Source organism: Pseudomonas sp. PDM24 (assembly GCF_019218905.1).
GTDB lineage: Bacteria > Pseudomonadota > Gammaproteobacteria > Pseudomonadales > Pseudomonadaceae > Aquipseudomonas.
Genome location: NZ_JAHUWR010000001.1, coordinates 357,912 through 372,259, shown reverse-complemented (window position 1 = coordinate 372,259; position 14,348 = coordinate 357,912). Strand labels below are relative to the sequence as shown.

At 58.7% G+C, this 14,348-nt stretch carries 15 protein-coding genes and 1 pseudogene; 3 read left to right on the top strand and 13 right to left on the bottom strand.

Translation table 11 applies throughout. The features are described from left to right. Window positions 1-343 precede the first annotated feature (343 nt). Window positions 344-1,165, top strand: coding sequence for a cytochrome c (locus KW837_RS01820; RefSeq protein ID WP_218394312.1), 822 nt, complete (start codon window positions 344-346; stop codon window positions 1,163-1,165). Between the two features lie 141 nt (window positions 1,166-1,306). Here KW837_RS01820 and KW837_RS01815 read toward each other — a convergent pair whose 3' ends face one another. From KW837_RS01815 to KW837_RS01775, 9 genes are all read right to left on the bottom strand, one after another. Beyond that, window positions 1,307-2,116: a transglutaminase family protein gene (locus KW837_RS01815; protein WP_048394414.1), complete on the bottom strand. Its 810-nt coding sequence runs from the start codon at window positions 2,114-2,116 to the stop codon at window positions 1,307-1,309. Further along, a complete protein-coding gene (locus KW837_RS01810; RefSeq protein ID WP_010456611.1) occupies window positions 2,113-3,063 on the bottom strand; it encodes an alpha-E domain-containing protein in 951 nt (316 codons plus the stop codon). Before KW837_RS01810 ends, KW837_RS01815 begins: the two co-directional genes overlap by 4 nt. Window positions 3,064-3,075: 12 nt before the next feature. Continuing rightward, window positions 3,076-4,485, bottom strand: a complete 1,410-nt coding sequence (locus tag KW837_RS01805; protein WP_218394311.1) for a circularly permuted type 2 ATP-grasp protein — start codon at window positions 4,483-4,485, stop codon at window positions 3,076-3,078. Between the two features lie 475 nt (window positions 4,486-4,960). Continuing rightward, window positions 4,961-5,302 (bottom strand): ribonuclease E inhibitor RraB, encoded by a 342-nt coding sequence (locus KW837_RS01800; RefSeq protein WP_007902188.1) that lies wholly within the window; start codon window positions 5,300-5,302, stop codon window positions 4,961-4,963. Between the two features lie 215 nt (window positions 5,303-5,517). Next, a complete protein-coding gene (locus KW837_RS01795; RefSeq protein ID WP_008073014.1) occupies window positions 5,518-5,751 on the bottom strand; it encodes a hypothetical protein in 234 nt (77 codons plus the stop codon). 227 nt (window positions 5,752-5,978) lie between these two features. Continuing rightward, complete coding sequence (locus KW837_RS01790; RefSeq protein ID WP_007902193.1) at window positions 5,979-6,170, bottom strand: PLDc N-terminal domain-containing protein; 192 nt, start codon at window positions 6,168-6,170, stop codon at window positions 5,979-5,981. Between the two features lie 83 nt (window positions 6,171-6,253). After that, window positions 6,254-6,784 (bottom strand): hypothetical protein, encoded by a 531-nt coding sequence (locus tag KW837_RS01785; protein ID WP_218394310.1) that lies wholly within the window; start codon window positions 6,782-6,784, stop codon window positions 6,254-6,256. Between the two features lie 153 nt (window positions 6,785-6,937). After that, window positions 6,938-7,456, bottom strand: a complete 519-nt coding sequence (locus KW837_RS01780; RefSeq protein WP_192346953.1) for an ankyrin repeat domain-containing protein — start codon at window positions 7,454-7,456, stop codon at window positions 6,938-6,940. Between the two features lie 129 nt (window positions 7,457-7,585). Beyond that, window positions 7,586-9,424 carry a long-chain-acyl-CoA synthetase gene (locus KW837_RS01775; protein ID WP_218394309.1) on the bottom strand — a complete coding sequence of 613 codons (1,839 nt, stop codon included), beginning with the start codon at window positions 9,422-9,424 and terminating at the stop codon, window positions 7,586-7,588. 321 nt (window positions 9,425-9,745) lie between these two features. Between KW837_RS01775 and KW837_RS01770 the strand changes: the two genes are divergently transcribed. After that, window positions 9,746-10,024 (top strand): DUF3509 domain-containing protein, encoded by a 279-nt coding sequence (locus KW837_RS01770; RefSeq protein ID WP_007898807.1) that lies wholly within the window; start codon window positions 9,746-9,748, stop codon window positions 10,022-10,024. A 220-nt stretch (window positions 10,025-10,244) separates the two neighbouring features. Here KW837_RS01770 and KW837_RS01765 read toward each other — a convergent pair whose 3' ends face one another. The 4 genes and pseudogenes from KW837_RS01765 to aroC all read right to left on the bottom strand — a co-directional run bounded on the left by KW837_RS01765 (window position 10,245) and on the right by aroC (window position 13,224). Then, window positions 10,245-10,790: an acireductone dioxygenase gene (locus tag KW837_RS01765; protein ID WP_218394308.1), complete on the bottom strand. Its 546-nt coding sequence runs from the start codon at window positions 10,788-10,790 to the stop codon at window positions 10,245-10,247. 21 nt (window positions 10,791-10,811) lie between these two features. Beyond that, a pseudogene (locus KW837_RS28650) lies at window positions 10,812-10,916 on the bottom strand (hypothetical protein); the annotation flags it as partial. Window positions 10,917-10,952: 36 nt separating this feature from the next. Next, on the bottom strand, window positions 10,953-12,098 hold the full coding sequence (locus KW837_RS01760; RefSeq protein WP_218394307.1) for an MFS transporter: 1,146 nt from the start codon (window positions 12,096-12,098) through the stop codon (window positions 10,953-10,955). A gap of 34 nt (window positions 12,099-12,132) precedes the next feature. Beyond that, window positions 12,133-13,224, bottom strand: a complete 1,092-nt coding sequence (aroC, locus tag KW837_RS01755; protein WP_030131637.1) for a chorismate synthase — start codon at window positions 13,222-13,224, stop codon at window positions 12,133-12,135. Between the two features lie 85 nt (window positions 13,225-13,309). Here aroC and KW837_RS01750 point away from each other — a divergent pair, with 85 nt between their 5' ends. Further along, window positions 13,310-14,308, top strand: coding sequence for an alpha/beta hydrolase (locus tag KW837_RS01750; protein ID WP_218394306.1), 999 nt, complete (start codon window positions 13,310-13,312; stop codon window positions 14,306-14,308). Window positions 14,309-14,348 lie beyond the last annotated feature (40 nt).

Genomic DNA, 14,348 nt, shown 5'->3' with positions numbered 1-14,348 from the left:
AAGCCAATCGTGACGCGGGCCCTAAGGTAAACCTGTACGAAGTTGTCGTCGGGTTTTGCCGAGGCACTCGTCATACAAGGAAGTGCAGCGCTCTGCCGTCATGGAGATAGGCAGGCAGGCATCAGGAAATAACAAAAAAGGCGGTCAAGCCATGTTCAAGCATTCGAAAGTTCGTCAAGCCGGGCTCATTCTATTCGCCACTACACTGTTGTTGATTTTGCCGAACCTGACCAAGGTGATTGGCTGATCGAGCATCAGGGTTTTCATTTCGCCTGATAAAAATGTGATTGGCTCGCTACCCGGGTCAGCGTGGCTGTGCCAACCTTTGCGGCACTTCCACGACATGGACGGCGATCACTTGAAAGCGCTCACTCTATTTGGGGCCTTGCTGCTCAGCATGCCTCTGTCTGCCGCACAGCTGAATCTGGAGCTGGGCGAGAGTTCTCGCACCTGGCAGACCGAGCAATTGCTCAAGCATCCTCAGGTTCAGACCATCACGATCACCAACGACGTTTCCTACAAACGGGACATGAGCTATCGCGCCGTGCCGTTGGCGGCGTTGTTGACGGGCATCAAGCCTGAGGATCATCTGCAAGCCGTTGCCCTGGACGGTTTTGCCGCCGAGCTGGCCGCCGCGCCGTTACTCAGTACCCAAGGCGCGCGGGCCTGGCTGGCGATTGAAGACCCGGCCAAGCCGTGGCCACCGTTGTCAGAGGGCAAGCACAGTGCGGGACCGTTTTATCTGGTCTGGACCGATCCACAAACGGGCAATATCAGCCCCGAGCAATGGCCGTTCGAAGTAGCGAGTATCAAGCGCATGGCCCCGGTGGCCGAGCGCTTCCCTGCCCTGCTGCCCGATCCTGCGCTGAAGGCGGACGATCCAGTGAACAAGGGCTTTGCGCTGTTTCAGAAGAACTGCCTGGCGTGTCATCGATTGAATGGCGCGGGGGATGCGCAGTTCGGGCCGGACCTGAATATTCCGTTCAACCCGACCGAGTACTTCGGCGCGGATTTCCTCAAGCGCTACATTCGTGATCCGCAGAGCTTGCGTCAGTGGCCACAGGCGAAGATGCCGGCGTTCGCGACGACGGTGTTGCCAGAGGGGGATCTGGAATTGTTGGTGGGGTATTTGAAGCACATGGCGGGGCGCAAGGTGCAACCTTGATTGCTTGAGCTTGTGTTGCCAGGGCTGGCCTCTTCGCGAGCAAGCCCGCTCCCACATTGGATCTCCTTTGTGTCACAAATTCTGTGTACGCCAAAGTTCTAATGTGGGAGCGGGCTTGCTCGCGAAGCGGTATCCCCACCCCTACTGCTGTTGCACCGAAATCACCGGCGCAGGCGTCGGCGAGACAAACACCTTCGCATGCATCTGCTCGCACCCGCCACCACGACGCATGCCGCGTACCGGGCAGGCGTCGAGATAATCCAGGCCCACCGCCAGTTTCAGGTGACGCTCCGGACGGGCCAGTTCGTTGGTCACGTCGAAGCTGTACCAGGCGTCATCCAGCCAGGCTTCCGCCCAGGCGTGACTGGCCAGGTGTTCGCTGTTCTCGCTGTACAGATACCCCGACACATAACGCGAAGGAATGCCCAGGCTGCGAGCGCAGGCGAGAAACGCGTGGGTGTGGTCCTGGCAGACCCCGGAGCGCCCGGCGAATGCCTGGGCGGCGCTGGTGTCCACTTCGGTGGAACCCGGCGTGTAGGTCATGTGCTGGTTCAGGCCATGCATCAAATCGATCAGCGCCGTACGATCCCGGCGTTGTTTGCAGGCCTTCTCGGCGAATGCACGCAGCGCTTCGTCGGCCTCGGTCAGGCGCGTAAAGCGCAAGAACGGCAGCGCCGACTGGCTTTCATGCTCGGCTTCGCGCAGTTCGTCGATGTCCACCTGCCCTCGGGCGCCGATGATGATCGCCTCGTGGGGTTCGTCCAGGGTCAGCACATGCAGAATGTTGCCGAACGGATCGAGTTGCGCACGCACCGGGCGTGGCAGGTCGAGTTGCCAGCTGAGCACGTGTTGGCGCTCGCTGTCGTGAGGGGTCAGTCGCAGGTACTGGATGCTCGCCCGCACCTGATCTTCGTAGTGATAGGTGGTCTCGTGGCTAATGGAAAGTCTCATGCAGCCTCCAGGTAGGAACTGTGTATGGCGTTGCCCAACTGGCGCACCAGCGGGATGAACTCGGTCAGCCAGGCATGCAGGCCTTCGTCGAGGATTTCGTTGATACCGGTGTAGCGCAGGCGTGCGTCCATTTCTGCCGCCAAACGCTGGGCAGGACGGCCGTTGGCCCCAGGCAATTGGGCGAGAATCTGGTCGATTTCTTCGGTGCAGGCCCGCAAAGATCGCGGCACGTCGGCGCGCAGCAGCAACAATTCGGCCACATGCCGGGCGCCGGGGGCGTCGCGATAGATCTCGGTATAGGCCTCGAACGACGACAAGGCCCGCAGCAAGGCGCTCCACTGGTAATAGGCATGAGCCGTGCCGTCGCTGACCGCTTCGGCCTGATCGCCGGCCATTTCGTAACGGGCGTCGAGCAGGCGCAAGGTGTTGTCAGCCCTTTCGATAAAGGTGCCCAGACGAATGAAGCGGAACGCGTCGTTACGCATGATGGTGCCGTAGGACGCGCCGCGGAACAGGTGGGAACGTTCCTTGATCCACTCACAGAAACGGCTCATGCCGTAGCGACTCAAGCCCTGCTCGGCGATCCCGCGAATCTCCAGCCAGGTGGCGTTGATGTTTTCCCACATGTCAGCGGTGATTCGCCCACGCACCGCATGGGCGCTGGCTCGCGCGGCACCGAGGCAGCTGTAGATGCTCGCCGGGTTGGCCGCATCCAGGGCGAAAAAATGCAGCAGCCGTTCGGCATGCAGATCGCCGTGGCGCTCCAGGTAATCGTCCAGAGTGCCGGTGATCAGCAACGGCATGGCGAGTTCGTGCAAGCCGTCGCCACGACCATCCTGAGGCATCAGTGACAGCGAATAACTGATGTCGAGCATCCGTGCGAGGTTTTCGGCCCGCTCCAGGTAACGCGACATCCAATACAGATCCGAGGCAGTTCTACTTAACATGGCAGGCTTCCTTCAATCCTCGACCACCCAGGTGTCCTTGGTTCCGCCGCCCTGGGAGGAATTCACCACCAGGGAGCCTTCGCGCAAGGCGACACGGGTCAAACCGCCGGGCACAACCCGGGTTTCGCGGCCAGACAATACAAACGGACGCAGGTCGATATGGCGTGGAGCGATGCCGTTTTCGACAAAGGTCGGACAGGTCGATAAAGACAACGTCGGTTGGGCGATGTACGCGTGGGGTTTGGTTTTGATCCGCTCACGGAAAGATTCGATTTCCGCCGCCGTCGCCGCCGGCCCCACCAGCATTCCGTAACCACCGGAGCCCTGGGTTTCCTTGACCACCAGTTCTGGAAGATTGGCCAGCACGTGGGACAGCTCAGAGGGATTACGACATTGCCATGTCGGCACGTTCTTCAGGATCGGCTCTTCATCCAGATAGAAACGAATCATGTCCGTGACGAAGGGGTACACCGACTTGTCATCCGCGACCCCGGTGCCGATGGCATTCGCCAGCACCACGTTGCCGGAACGGTAGGACGACAGCAGACCTGGAACGCCGAGCATCGAATCCGGGTTGAACGCCAACGGATCGAGGAAGGCATCGTCGAGGCGCCGGTAGATCACGTCGACCGCTTTCGGCCCGTCCGTGGTACGCATGAACACCTTGTCATCACGCACGAACAGGTCCGCGCCTTCCACCAGTTCAACGCCCATTTCCCGGGCCAGAAATGCATGCTCGAAAAACGCGCTGTTGAAGCGCCCCGGCGTCAGCACTACCACGCTTGGGTTGTCGATCGGGCTGGAACTTTTCAGGGTGTCGAGCAACAGGTTCGGATAGTGGTCGATCGGCGCGATGCGCTGGGCTGCGAACAATTCGGGGAACAATCGCATCATCATCTTGCGATCTTCGAGCATGTAGCTCACGCCGCTGGGGGTACGAAGATTGTCTTCGAGCACGTAGTACGTGCCGTCGCCATCACGTACCAGGTCGACGCCGGAAATGTGCGAATAGATATCGCGGTGCAGATCCAGCCCCTGCATCGCCAACTGGTATTGCTCGTTGGCCAGCACTTGCTCGGCCGGGATGATGCCGGCCTTGATGATGCGCTGCTCGTGATAGAGGTCGGCAAGGAACATGTTCAATGCCTTGACCCGCTGAATGCAGCCGCGCTCGACGACCCGCCATTCACTGGCGGGGATACTGCGGGGAATGGTGTCGAAGGGAATCAGGCGCTCTGTCCCTTGCTCATCACCATAGAGCGTGAATGTAATCCCGGCACGATGAAATAACAGATCGGCCTCGCGTCGCCGTTGTGCCAAAAGCTCGTCAGGCGTTTCGGCCAGCCAACGGGCAAACTCCCGATAATGCGGGCGGACCTGGCCGCCGGCATCGTACATCTCATCAAAATAGGTGCGGATCATGCCGTACTCCTTGTCACCCGGACATCCAGGCCTTCGCAAGGCCCGTGCCATCGGCATAAACGCTTTAATATCAATCAGTTGGATAATGGCGCTGCACGCACCGCACCAATCCTGTGCGGTAAATGCCCCAACCTGATTGCCCCCGCTTCATGGCGAAGCAATGCTGTCGCCTATCAGCAGCATAGCCAGAGTTGATTTCACTGCCCGGGGGGCGATGCGGATAATCCGCGCATTCGCTGGAAAACCTGACCGAAACTTCCCTTTAGCCGCCTGCTCAGGCGGTTTTTTTTGTTTTTTTGAAACGTTATGAATCAAAAACCCAGATCAAAAGATCGCAGCCTCGTTTCACCTGTAGGAGCTGTGTAGGAGCTGTCGAGTGAAACGAGGCTGCGATCTTTGGCCTTTGCAAACCGCGAAAACGAAAACGGCCAACCCAAAGGTCAGCCGTTGCTGAGTGTTGTCACTGTTCATAAAGTTATGCGAGTAGCCCTCGTACCTCCTGCTTGACGCCCCATCCTTCGATGATACCGCCCAGAGGCTCGACCACCGCCTCAAAGTCCTGCTCAAAGTCGCCGATACCGTCGTAAGTGGCGTACATCACTTTGCTCAGTTCCAGATGCCACGCGCCGTCATCGCGCACGCTGATCTGGGCATTCAAGGATTCACCACAAAAATGACCTGCCGCCCTGCGTGCCCGCTCCTCGTCCGGGAAAATGGCGTAGAACTCGATGGGATGGAATCGTGAAAAGTCGAAACCGCCTTCTTTCATGCGGCGCAACACGCTGCTGCTGATGTCTTCTTGATAGGCTGTGCTCATGAAACGTCCCCCTCAGACTGATGGATAGACTTTCCGTATTCCCTGCACTTTCAACCGATTGGTGAGAGCGATACGGCAACAGAGGTTGCCGACGGGAAACAAGCATGTAGCTGACAAGACCAGACCTTAGCGAGTCATTCGCTGATCTCGCTTGCAGAGTAGCCCCAAGATAGAGCCGCTGCCAAGGTCTGGGTGTGAATGTGACAAGAGGTGTATCAGATCGGGGTAATACTGATGATTTCAATGCTGTTCTGGGATTTCAGGCTTTTGACGGTCGGATCATCGGTACGACCCTCCAGATCATTGAGATCCAGTTCGGCAGCGATCGGCAGGCGTCGGGCGCGAATGAGTTTGGCGGCTTGCTCGCTATTCGGGCATTCCTCGCACTCGAAGAGTTCGTCCACTGTTTCACCGTGATCATCCACGAAAGTGATTTTCCACTTTTGCATCGGTGCCTCCTCGATAAAACCCATGGATGGGCTTACTTCTATCTGGACTTTAGCCCTGATTGATCGTTCAACGGATTACCGCGTGTCGGCATGAATAAACACAGAACCTGAGGGAGCGGGCTTGCTCGCGAAAGCGGTTTGTCTGTTACATCGATGCTGAATGTGTCGACGTCTTCGCGATGTAAGCCCGCTCCCACAAGGGAAATGCGTTGTGCTTGAGGATGCAGTCAGATCCGCACGTTACCTCGTGGCCCGGCGATGGCCCAGATGATCAGGCCCAGGACCGGCAGCAGCAGGATCAATAGCACCCAGATGATTTTCATCCCGGTCTCGGCGCCACTTTTAAGCACGTTGATGATGGCCCAGATATCCAGGGCAAGAATAATCAGGCCAACCAGGCTGTTGAACGTGGAACCCATGGTGACGCTCCCGAAGAGTGGTATGCCCTCTTAGGATAGTCGGGCCTTGCGAGGGTTCCGTTTTATTACCGTTCTGGGCAGCTTCAGACGTGGATTGCCACTTTCAGGGCTTCCAGCGATGGCGCTGCGGCGATGCCGACTTCGGCGCACATCTCCAGCACCCGGGGCACGTCGTTACCGTAGACCAGCACCACTTGCAGCTCGTCGTCGAGCAACTGGCTGAAGTTCATCAGCGTGTAACCGCCGTTTTCCTTGTTCATGCTGCTCATCTGCACCTGAATGCGATTGAGCGCCGTCAGGGCTTCGGTCTTGGCCAGTTGCTTGGGTTTGATGTTGAAATCGACACCGGGGCCGAATGAAGCGACGATCTGCGCAAACAGGTCCATGTAGGTGTCAGCCTGGAACAGCACGGTTTCCGGCAAGCTGCCGACGACCACCCACTCACCCAACGGGATCGGGAAGGTGTCGTCGTAGTTGATGTCCGGATTGGCCGTCAGAAAAGCTTCTGGATCGGCGTAGGCCTGAACCGCTTCGTCAGCGACTTTCAGGATTTCGTCATCGCTCATGCACCCGGAGCTGATTTTGCTGATGAGTTCGACGAGTGCGGCTTTCATGAGGTGGATCCTGTAGCGAGGGAGATTTGAGGGCGCGAAGGATAGCGCATTACATGTAGGAGCGAGGCTTGCCCGCGAAGAAGATGATGCGGTTTAACTGGGAAACCGGGTTATCGTTCTTCGCGGGCAAGCCTCGCTCCTACGGATTTGAGGTCAGGACAGAAGTTTCTGCAATTGTGCGGTGGTATCCACCGCCCCCATGGTTTTGGCCGCGTCCAGCGCGGATACGCCGTTGGCATCCTTGGCCTTCGGGTCAGCGCCTTTACTGATCAGGTAGTCGATGATTTCGACGCGGTTGAACATTGCCGCCATCATCAACGCAGTGCGACCGTCGAAGGACGAACCTTCCACTTGCGCGCCACCTTCCACCAACGCCTTGACCACCGCCAGATCACCCTTGAATGCCGCGCCGGCAATCGGGCTCTGGCCGTTGTCATTGCGGATTTCAGGATCGGCCTTGTGCTCAAGCAGGACTTTTACCGTCTCGACATGGCCGTGGTACGCGGCAAGCATCAGCAAGGTGTCGCCCTTGTGGTTGCGCAGGTTCGGCGGTAAGCCCTTGGTCAGCAGCGCAGCCATCATGGCCGCATCGCCCTCGCGCGCTTTGTTGAACACCTGTTCGGCAAATTCAGCAGCCTCTTCGGGCGTCATCTGACGGCTTTTGTCTGACATTGGGGACTCCACATTCGGTCAATCGGAAAAGCCGATAGTTTCCCGAGCGGTCTGGAACCTGTCACTTCTTTTTTCTCATGAATGGCCATAGCTACATTTAATAAGAGCCGCATTCAATAAGAGCCACATTCAATAACGGTGCTTGCCGTCCTGGATATCCGCCAGCACCTGCTCGGTGACTTGCACGTAAGTCTGGGTACCCGGCAACCAGGCGTAGATGGGGTCATCGCCGGTTTTGTTCGGGTCGAAGGCTTCGTCCTTGAGCCGGGTTTTCTGGTATTTGAAGGTCCCGGTGGTTTCCATTTTCACTTTCACCCGTAGGAAAAGTGGCACCGCATAGGCAGGCATTTGCTGCCTGGCGAAAGCCAGCAACTCGCTGAAATCCAGGGTCGCCAGGGATTCAGCCGGCGTGATTGCCGCCATCCCGGCACGCCCGTTGGTGTTGTGGATTTCCACGCCATAAGCCACGGCTTCGGCGATCTGCGGATGTTGCAACAGGATGTTTTCGACCTCGGTGGTCGAGACGTTTTCGCCCTTCCAGCGGTAGGTGTCGCCCAAACGGTCGACAAACTGCGCATGGCCAAAACCGATGTTGCGCAGCAGGTCACCGGTATTGAAGTAACGGTCGCCCTTCTTGAACACGTCGTGGAGCACGACTTTTGCGGTCTTCTGCGGATCGGTGTAGCCGTCCAGCGGTGCCTTGTCGTCGATCCTCGCCAGCAGCAAACCCTGCTCGCCCTTGGCCACTTTGCGCATGAAACCCTTGGTATCTCGCGTGGGGGCACCGCTGTCGTGGTCGTACGCCACCAGTTCCCAGGCCATCAGGGAAAAACCGATGGTGTTGTCGAAGTTGAGGATGTTGGTGAAGCCGATATTGCCATCGCTGGCGGCGTACAGCTCGCAGATATGGTCAACGGCAAAACGCGTCTTGAACTCGCTCCACGCGCCGGGGCGCAGACCATTGCCGATCATCTTCGTCACGCTGTGGCGACTGTCGTCGATGCTGCGCGGTTGATCCACCAGGTAGCGACACAACTCGCCGACGTAACCGAGGGTGGTCGCCCGGTATTTGCGCACGTCACTCCAGAACTGGCTGGCGCTGAACTTGCGGCGGATGGCAAACCCCGACGCCCCGCTGATTGCCGAGCCCCAGCACACGCAGAGCCCGGTGGCGTGGTACAGCGGCAAGGTGCAATAGACGACGTCCTGCGGCTGCATGTCCAGGGCAATCAGCCCGAAGCTGGCGGAGCTGCGCATCCAACGGCCATGTTTGAACACCCCGGCTTTGGGCAACCCGGTGGTGCCCGAGGTATAAATGTAGAAACAAGGATCGTCGAGAAAAACCTGCTGGCTGCGGACGGGGTTATCGCTGCACGCTTGGGCGCTAGCCGTCATCAGGTTGATGAAGCCATCGGGCGAATTGCCCGGATCGCGATAAGTGTCTTGATCGGCGACAAACCAGGTGCGCGCAACGTCGATGGACACCCGTTCGCGGACCGCATTGAAGACCGCAACCAGCTCTTCTCCGACCACCATCGCCACCGGCGCCACCAGATTCAGGCTGTGGGCCAGGGTATCGCGGGTCTGGGAGGTATTGAGCAAAGCGCTGATCGCGCCGACCTTGGCCACCGCCAATATCGTCACCAACAGTTCCGGACGGTTCTCGATAAAGATCGCCACCACATCGCCCTTGCCGATGCCTTGGGCAATCAGGTGATGGGCGATGCGATTGGCCCACTGATTGACCTGGGCATAAGTGAGCGCCACCTCGCCCTGCAGCAAGGCCGGGCCCTCGGGGTTGCGCAACGTCGCCTGCTCGAAGCTCCAGCCGAGGCCACACGGTTGGGTCGGGTCCTTGACGTTGGCGGCTTTCATACCCTTCACCACGCGGGGAATGGCTTTGGCAATGGAAGGCAGCTTGCGGAGCATCATGCCCCAGGTAATCGTGTCGTTCAGCGTGCGGCTCATGATGCTCCCGTTCGATCTTCTTATTGTCGGGTGGCGTTGATTGAGGCCGAAAATACGTCAGCGGTTCTTGAGCTGTACACGCGGTTTTTGAAATGTTTTGTATCCGGAACCCTGGCGTAGCGATTGGTTCCATCGAATTCGCGACCGACCACGCAAAATGCAGGATGCACGATGGGCATTCATGCAGATTGCACGAAAGCATAGAAATACAATTTTTATAACTTATTGATTTATAAGTATTTTTAAAAAATCAGGTGCTGGCACAATCACTGCAACTACCTCTCCATGTAGCCCTTCAAAGCACTCACGGAGCTGATAGACATGAGCCTGATCCAGGAAAAATTTTCGTCGCTATTCTCCAACTTCGAAGTGACCACCCAGCCACGGCCTGACGGCGGCATTCTGCTGACCCTGCGCAGTACGGACGGCAAAGTCTTCAAACGTTCGATTTCCTACCAGCAACTGCATGCCGGCGATCAGCTGTCGTGGGTGATCAGCGCGATACGTCGTGACGTCGCCGAACAGGCCAGCGAACTGCCGCAGATCTCCATGCTGCAAAGCCAGCAACGGTTCGCCTTGCCGACCTATCACTCGGTTTAAACGTTACATCGCTACAAACAAACAGGCCGTGAGCGCTTCTGCGTCACGGCCTGAGTTGTTTCTGGCTTTGCACAACCCTTGTAGGAGCAGAGCTTGCTCGCGAAGGCGGAGTATCAGGCGACATTAACGTTGACTGACACTCCGCCTTCGCGAGCAAGCTCTGCTCCTACAGGTTATGTGGTTTACAGGGCAGAAGGCCGGAGCAACGATTGGCCTCTACTCAGTCCTCGAGACGTGGGAAACGGCTGGCGATGTCATCGCCGGTGAAATCAGCCACCCTGCCTTCGGAGTTGTTGAACAGGCGGATGGTCACGAAATGCGGGTGCTCGCCCATGTCGAACCAATGCGGCGTACCGGCAGGCACCAGGATCAGGTCATTTTTCTCGCAGAGCACGGCGTAGACGTAATCGCCGATGTGCAGGGAGAACAAACCACGGCCAGCGACGAAAAATCGTACTTCGTCTTCAGCGTAATGGTGTTCATCGAGGCACCTGGCGCGCAGTTCGGCTTTTTGCGGGTGATCGCTGTTCAAACTGACGACGTCGACAGTGAGGTAACCGCGCTCGGTCATCAATTTATCGATTTGCTTCTGATACGGGGCGATCACTTCTTCCTGGCTGGCGCCGGGCAGGATTTTCGCCGTGGCTTGCCAACGGTCGAAGCGCACGCCCTGCTCGGCCAGGGTCGAGGCGATGTCCTCGAGGTGGGTCAGGACTTTGTTTGGTATTTCAGGGCTGGAGACGTGATAAACGGACAGGCTGCTCATTCTGGGCAACTCCTTAACGGTTCATGCTTCATGGTTCGAGAGCGAGCGCGTCTTCAACTCGCACTCGAACAAAAATTCAAAGGCCTCGATCGGTCGCAGTGCGTCGCTCATGCGCGCGCCCCACGTCGATGTTTTCCCGGGCGAGATAATCGCAGGCCAGGCTCATGGCCTGTCCTCTTGCATACGTGTGGCAATGATAACGGCAGCGGCGAAGGCTGCGAGACTGGCAATACTAAAGGTCAATGTGGCGCCGAGGGCATTCCAGCTGTAGCCGGAATACAACGCGCCCAATGCGCCGCCGGTGCCGGCCAGCGCGGCATACAACGCCTGGCCCTGGCCTTGCTGACGCGCGCCGAAGCTACGTTGCACGAACTGGATAGCAGCCGCGTGAAAGCTGCCAAAGGTGGCGGCGTGCAGCACTTGGGCGAACAGCAACACCCAGAGGAATTCAGCAAACGAACCGAGCAACAACCAACGCAACGCCGCCAGCAGGAAACTCGCCAGCAGCACCCGGCGCACCGAGAAGCGCGCAAGGATCTTGCTCATGGCCAGAAACATCAAGACTTCGGCAACCACACCGACCGCCCAGAGCATGCCGATCAGCCCACGACTGTAACCAAGTTGCTCAAGGTGCAGGGTCACAAAGGTGTAATACGGCCCGTGACTCATCTGCATCAGCGCCACGCAAGCGTAGAACGCCAACACCCCGGGGTTACGCAATTGCTGGAGGAATCCCTCCCCCGCCAACCGTTCACTCTGAACCGGTTGCGCGTTGGGTACCCACAAACTGCTGACGACGATCCCGGCCATGATCAGCACCAGCGCCACCGGATAGATGTCCAGGCTAAGCCACTCGAACAACCGGCCGAGGGCGACCACGGTGATGATGAAACCGATGGAACCCCACAAGCGAATCTGACTGTAGCGAGATGTCTGCCCCTGCAAATGCGCCAGGGTGATGACTTCGAACTGCGGCAACACCGCGTGCCAGAAGAACGCGTGCAAGGCCATGACCATTGCCAGCCACGCGTAGCTTTTGCTGACGAAAATCAGTGAGAAGGTCAGCAGCGTACAGACCGCGCCGAACCGCACGATGGCCAGCCGTCGCCCGGTGTAGTCACCGAGCCAGCCCCAGATGTTCGGCGCCACGCAGCGCATCAGCATCGGGATCGCCACCAGTTCGCCAATGCGCGCACTGGAAAAGCCCAGGTGATCGAAGTACAGCGCCAGGAATGGCGCTGTCGAACCGAGCAAGGCGAAATAGAACAGATAGAAACTGGAGAGCCGCCAGTACGGGAGCGCCGCCAACGTCGTCAGACCCTGGCGGCCATAAGGTCAGCCATTAAAGCTGCCCCAGCACCGGAGTGCTCACGCGCACATCGACGTTCTGCCCGCGGTGACGCAGCAGATGATCCATCAGCACGATGGCCATCATCGCTTCGGCGATTGGCGTGGCGCGGATGCCGACGCACGGGTCGTGACGGCCCTTGGTGACAACCTCAACCGGGTTGCCATGGATGTCGATGGAACGGCCGGGCGTGGTGATGCTCGATGTCGGCTTAAGCGCCAGGTGCGCCACGATCGGCTGACCGGACGAGATGCCACCGAGAATGCCGCCGGCGTTGTTGCTGAGGAAACCTTCCGGGGTCATTTCATCACGGTGTTCGGTGCCGCGCTGGGCGATGCTGGCAAAACCGGCGCCGATCTCAACGCCTTTGACCGCGTTGATGCTCATCAGCGCGTGGGCCAGTTCGGCGTCGAGGCGGTCGAAGATCGGCTCGCCGAGGCCCGGCATCACGCCTTCGGCGACCACGGTGATTTTCGCGCCGACCGAATCCTGGTCGCGACGCAACTGGTCCATATAGGCTTCCAGCTCCGGCACTTTGTCCGGGTCGGGGCTGAAGAAGGCGTTTTCTTCCACCGAATCCCAGGTCTTGAACGGGATTTCAATCGGGCCGAGCTGGCTCATGTAGCCACGAATGACGATGCCTTGGGTGGCCAGGTACTTTTTCGCAATTGCCCCTGCCGCCACGCGCATGGCAGTTTCACGGGCCGAACTGCGACCGCCGCCGCGATAATCGCGCTCGCCGTATTTGTGGTGGTAGGTGTAGTCGGCGTGGGCCGGGCGGAACAGATCCTTGATTGCCGAATAGTCCTTGGACTTCTGGTCGGTGTTGCGGATCAACAGGCCGATGGCGCAACCGGTGGTGCGGCCTTCGAACACGCCAGAGAGGATTTCGACTTCGTCGGCTTCCTGGCGCTGGGTGGTGTGGCGGCTGGTGCCGGGCTTGCGGCGGTCCAGATCGCGCTGCAGATCCTCAAGGGAAATCTCCAGGCCCGGCGGGCAGCCATCGACAATGGCGACCAACGCCGGGCCATGGCTTTCGCCCGCAGTGGTGACAGTGAACAGCTTGCCGTAGGTATTGCCGGACATGCGGGACGCTCCGTGAAATCGAAACTGAAATACGTAATGCGCGCCAGTATACGCAGGCTACCCGACTAGTTCATCCTCGAACCTTATGGGTGCTTGCGAGTCCAACCGGCACCTTGTTGATGATGGCGTGATGATGCTGCGAGTTCTAGCCTTGAGCCTTACCTTGTTTACCGGCTTTGCACAGGCCACTGTCCTACAACGTCCCATCACATTGGACACGGGCAGCGGTGAGCTTTTCGGCTCGCTGTTGCTGCCCAAGTCCGACACGCCAGTGCCGGTTGTCCTGATCATTTCCGGCTCCGGTCCTACGGATCGTGACGGAAACAACCCCGACGGCGGACGCAATGACAGCCTCAAACGGCTGGCCTGGGTGCTGGCCAAACACAATATCGCCAGCGTGCGTTACGACAAGCGCGGCGTGGCGGCGAGCCTGGCTGCGACTCCAGACGAACGTAATCTGTCGGTGGAGGCCTATGTGGCCGACGCCGAAGCTTGGGGCCACAAGCTCAAAACCGATCCGCGCTTTGGCAAACTGATTTTGCTCGGCCACAGCGAAGGTGCGTTGATCGCCAGCCTCGCGGCACCAAACATCGATGCCGCGGCGGTGATTTCCATGTCCGGCAGCGCCCGGCCGATCGATCAGGTACTGCGCCAGCAATTGAGCAATCGCCTGCCGCCACCGTTGATGCTGCGCAGCAATGAATTGCTCGACAGCCTCAAGGCCGGCCACACCGACGACAACGTGCCGCCGCAATTGCAGGTGATTTTCCGCCCCAGCGTGCAGCCGTATCTGATCTCACTATTCCGCCAAGACCCGGCGGCGGCCTTCGGCAAATTGAAAATGCCGGCGCTGATCATCCAGGGCAGCAACGACATTCAGGTCGGCGTGGGTGACGCCAGAGCACTCAAGGCCGCAAAACCGGACGCCGAACTGGCTCTGATCGAAGGGATGAACCACGTGATGCGCATCGTGCCCAACGATGTGAAGCGGCAATTGGCCTCCTATAAAGATCCGCAATTACCACTGGCGGCCGAACTCGGCGCGCGAGTCCTCGAGTTTATTGACGGACTTCGCGCCAGTTAACCGAGGTCAGGGGACGTTCTCAACTAGTTTTCACGCCGCG

What these genes read in the sequence shown, in the direction of transcription:
- KW837_RS01820 (WP_218394312.1), top strand. Translation starts at nt 344, where the DNA reads ATGGACGGCGATCACTTGAAAGCGCTCACTCTATTTGGGGCCTTGCTG.
- KW837_RS01815 (WP_048394414.1), bottom strand. Translation starts at nt 2,116, where the DNA reads ATGAGACTTTCCATTAGCCACGAGACCACCTATCACTACGAAGATCAG.
- KW837_RS01810 (WP_010456611.1), bottom strand. Translation starts at nt 3,063, where the DNA reads ATGTTAAGTAGAACTGCCTCGGATCTGTATTGGATGTCGCGTTACCTG.
- KW837_RS01805 (WP_218394311.1), bottom strand. Translation starts at nt 4,485, where the DNA reads ATGATCCGCACCTATTTTGATGAGATGTACGATGCCGGCGGCCAGGTC.
- KW837_RS01800 (WP_007902188.1), bottom strand. Translation starts at nt 5,302, where the DNA reads ATGAGCACAGCCTATCAAGAAGACATCAGCAGCAGCGTGTTGCGCCGC.
- KW837_RS01795 (WP_008073014.1), bottom strand. Translation starts at nt 5,751, where the DNA reads ATGCAAAAGTGGAAAATCACTTTCGTGGATGATCACGGTGAAACAGTG.
- KW837_RS01790 (WP_007902193.1), bottom strand. Translation starts at nt 6,170, where the DNA reads ATGGGTTCCACGTTCAACAGCCTGGTTGGCCTGATTATTCTTGCCCTG.
- KW837_RS01785 (WP_218394310.1), bottom strand. Translation starts at nt 6,784, where the DNA reads ATGAAAGCCGCACTCGTCGAACTCATCAGCAAAATCAGCTCCGGGTGC.
- KW837_RS01780 (WP_192346953.1), bottom strand. Translation starts at nt 7,456, where the DNA reads ATGTCAGACAAAAGCCGTCAGATGACGCCCGAAGAGGCTGCTGAATTT.
- KW837_RS01775 (WP_218394309.1), bottom strand. Translation starts at nt 9,424, where the DNA reads ATGAGCCGCACGCTGAACGACACGATTACCTGGGGCATGATGCTCCGC.
- KW837_RS01770 (WP_007898807.1), top strand. Translation starts at nt 9,746, where the DNA reads ATGAGCCTGATCCAGGAAAAATTTTCGTCGCTATTCTCCAACTTCGAA.
- KW837_RS01765 (WP_218394308.1), bottom strand. Translation starts at nt 10,790, where the DNA reads ATGAGCAGCCTGTCCGTTTATCACGTCTCCAGCCCTGAAATACCAAAC.
- aroC (WP_030131637.1), bottom strand. Translation starts at nt 13,224, where the DNA reads ATGTCCGGCAATACCTACGGCAAGCTGTTCACTGTCACCACTGCGGGC.
- KW837_RS01750 (WP_218394306.1), top strand. Translation starts at nt 13,310, where the DNA reads ATGGGTGCTTGCGAGTCCAACCGGCACCTTGTTGATGATGGCGTGATG.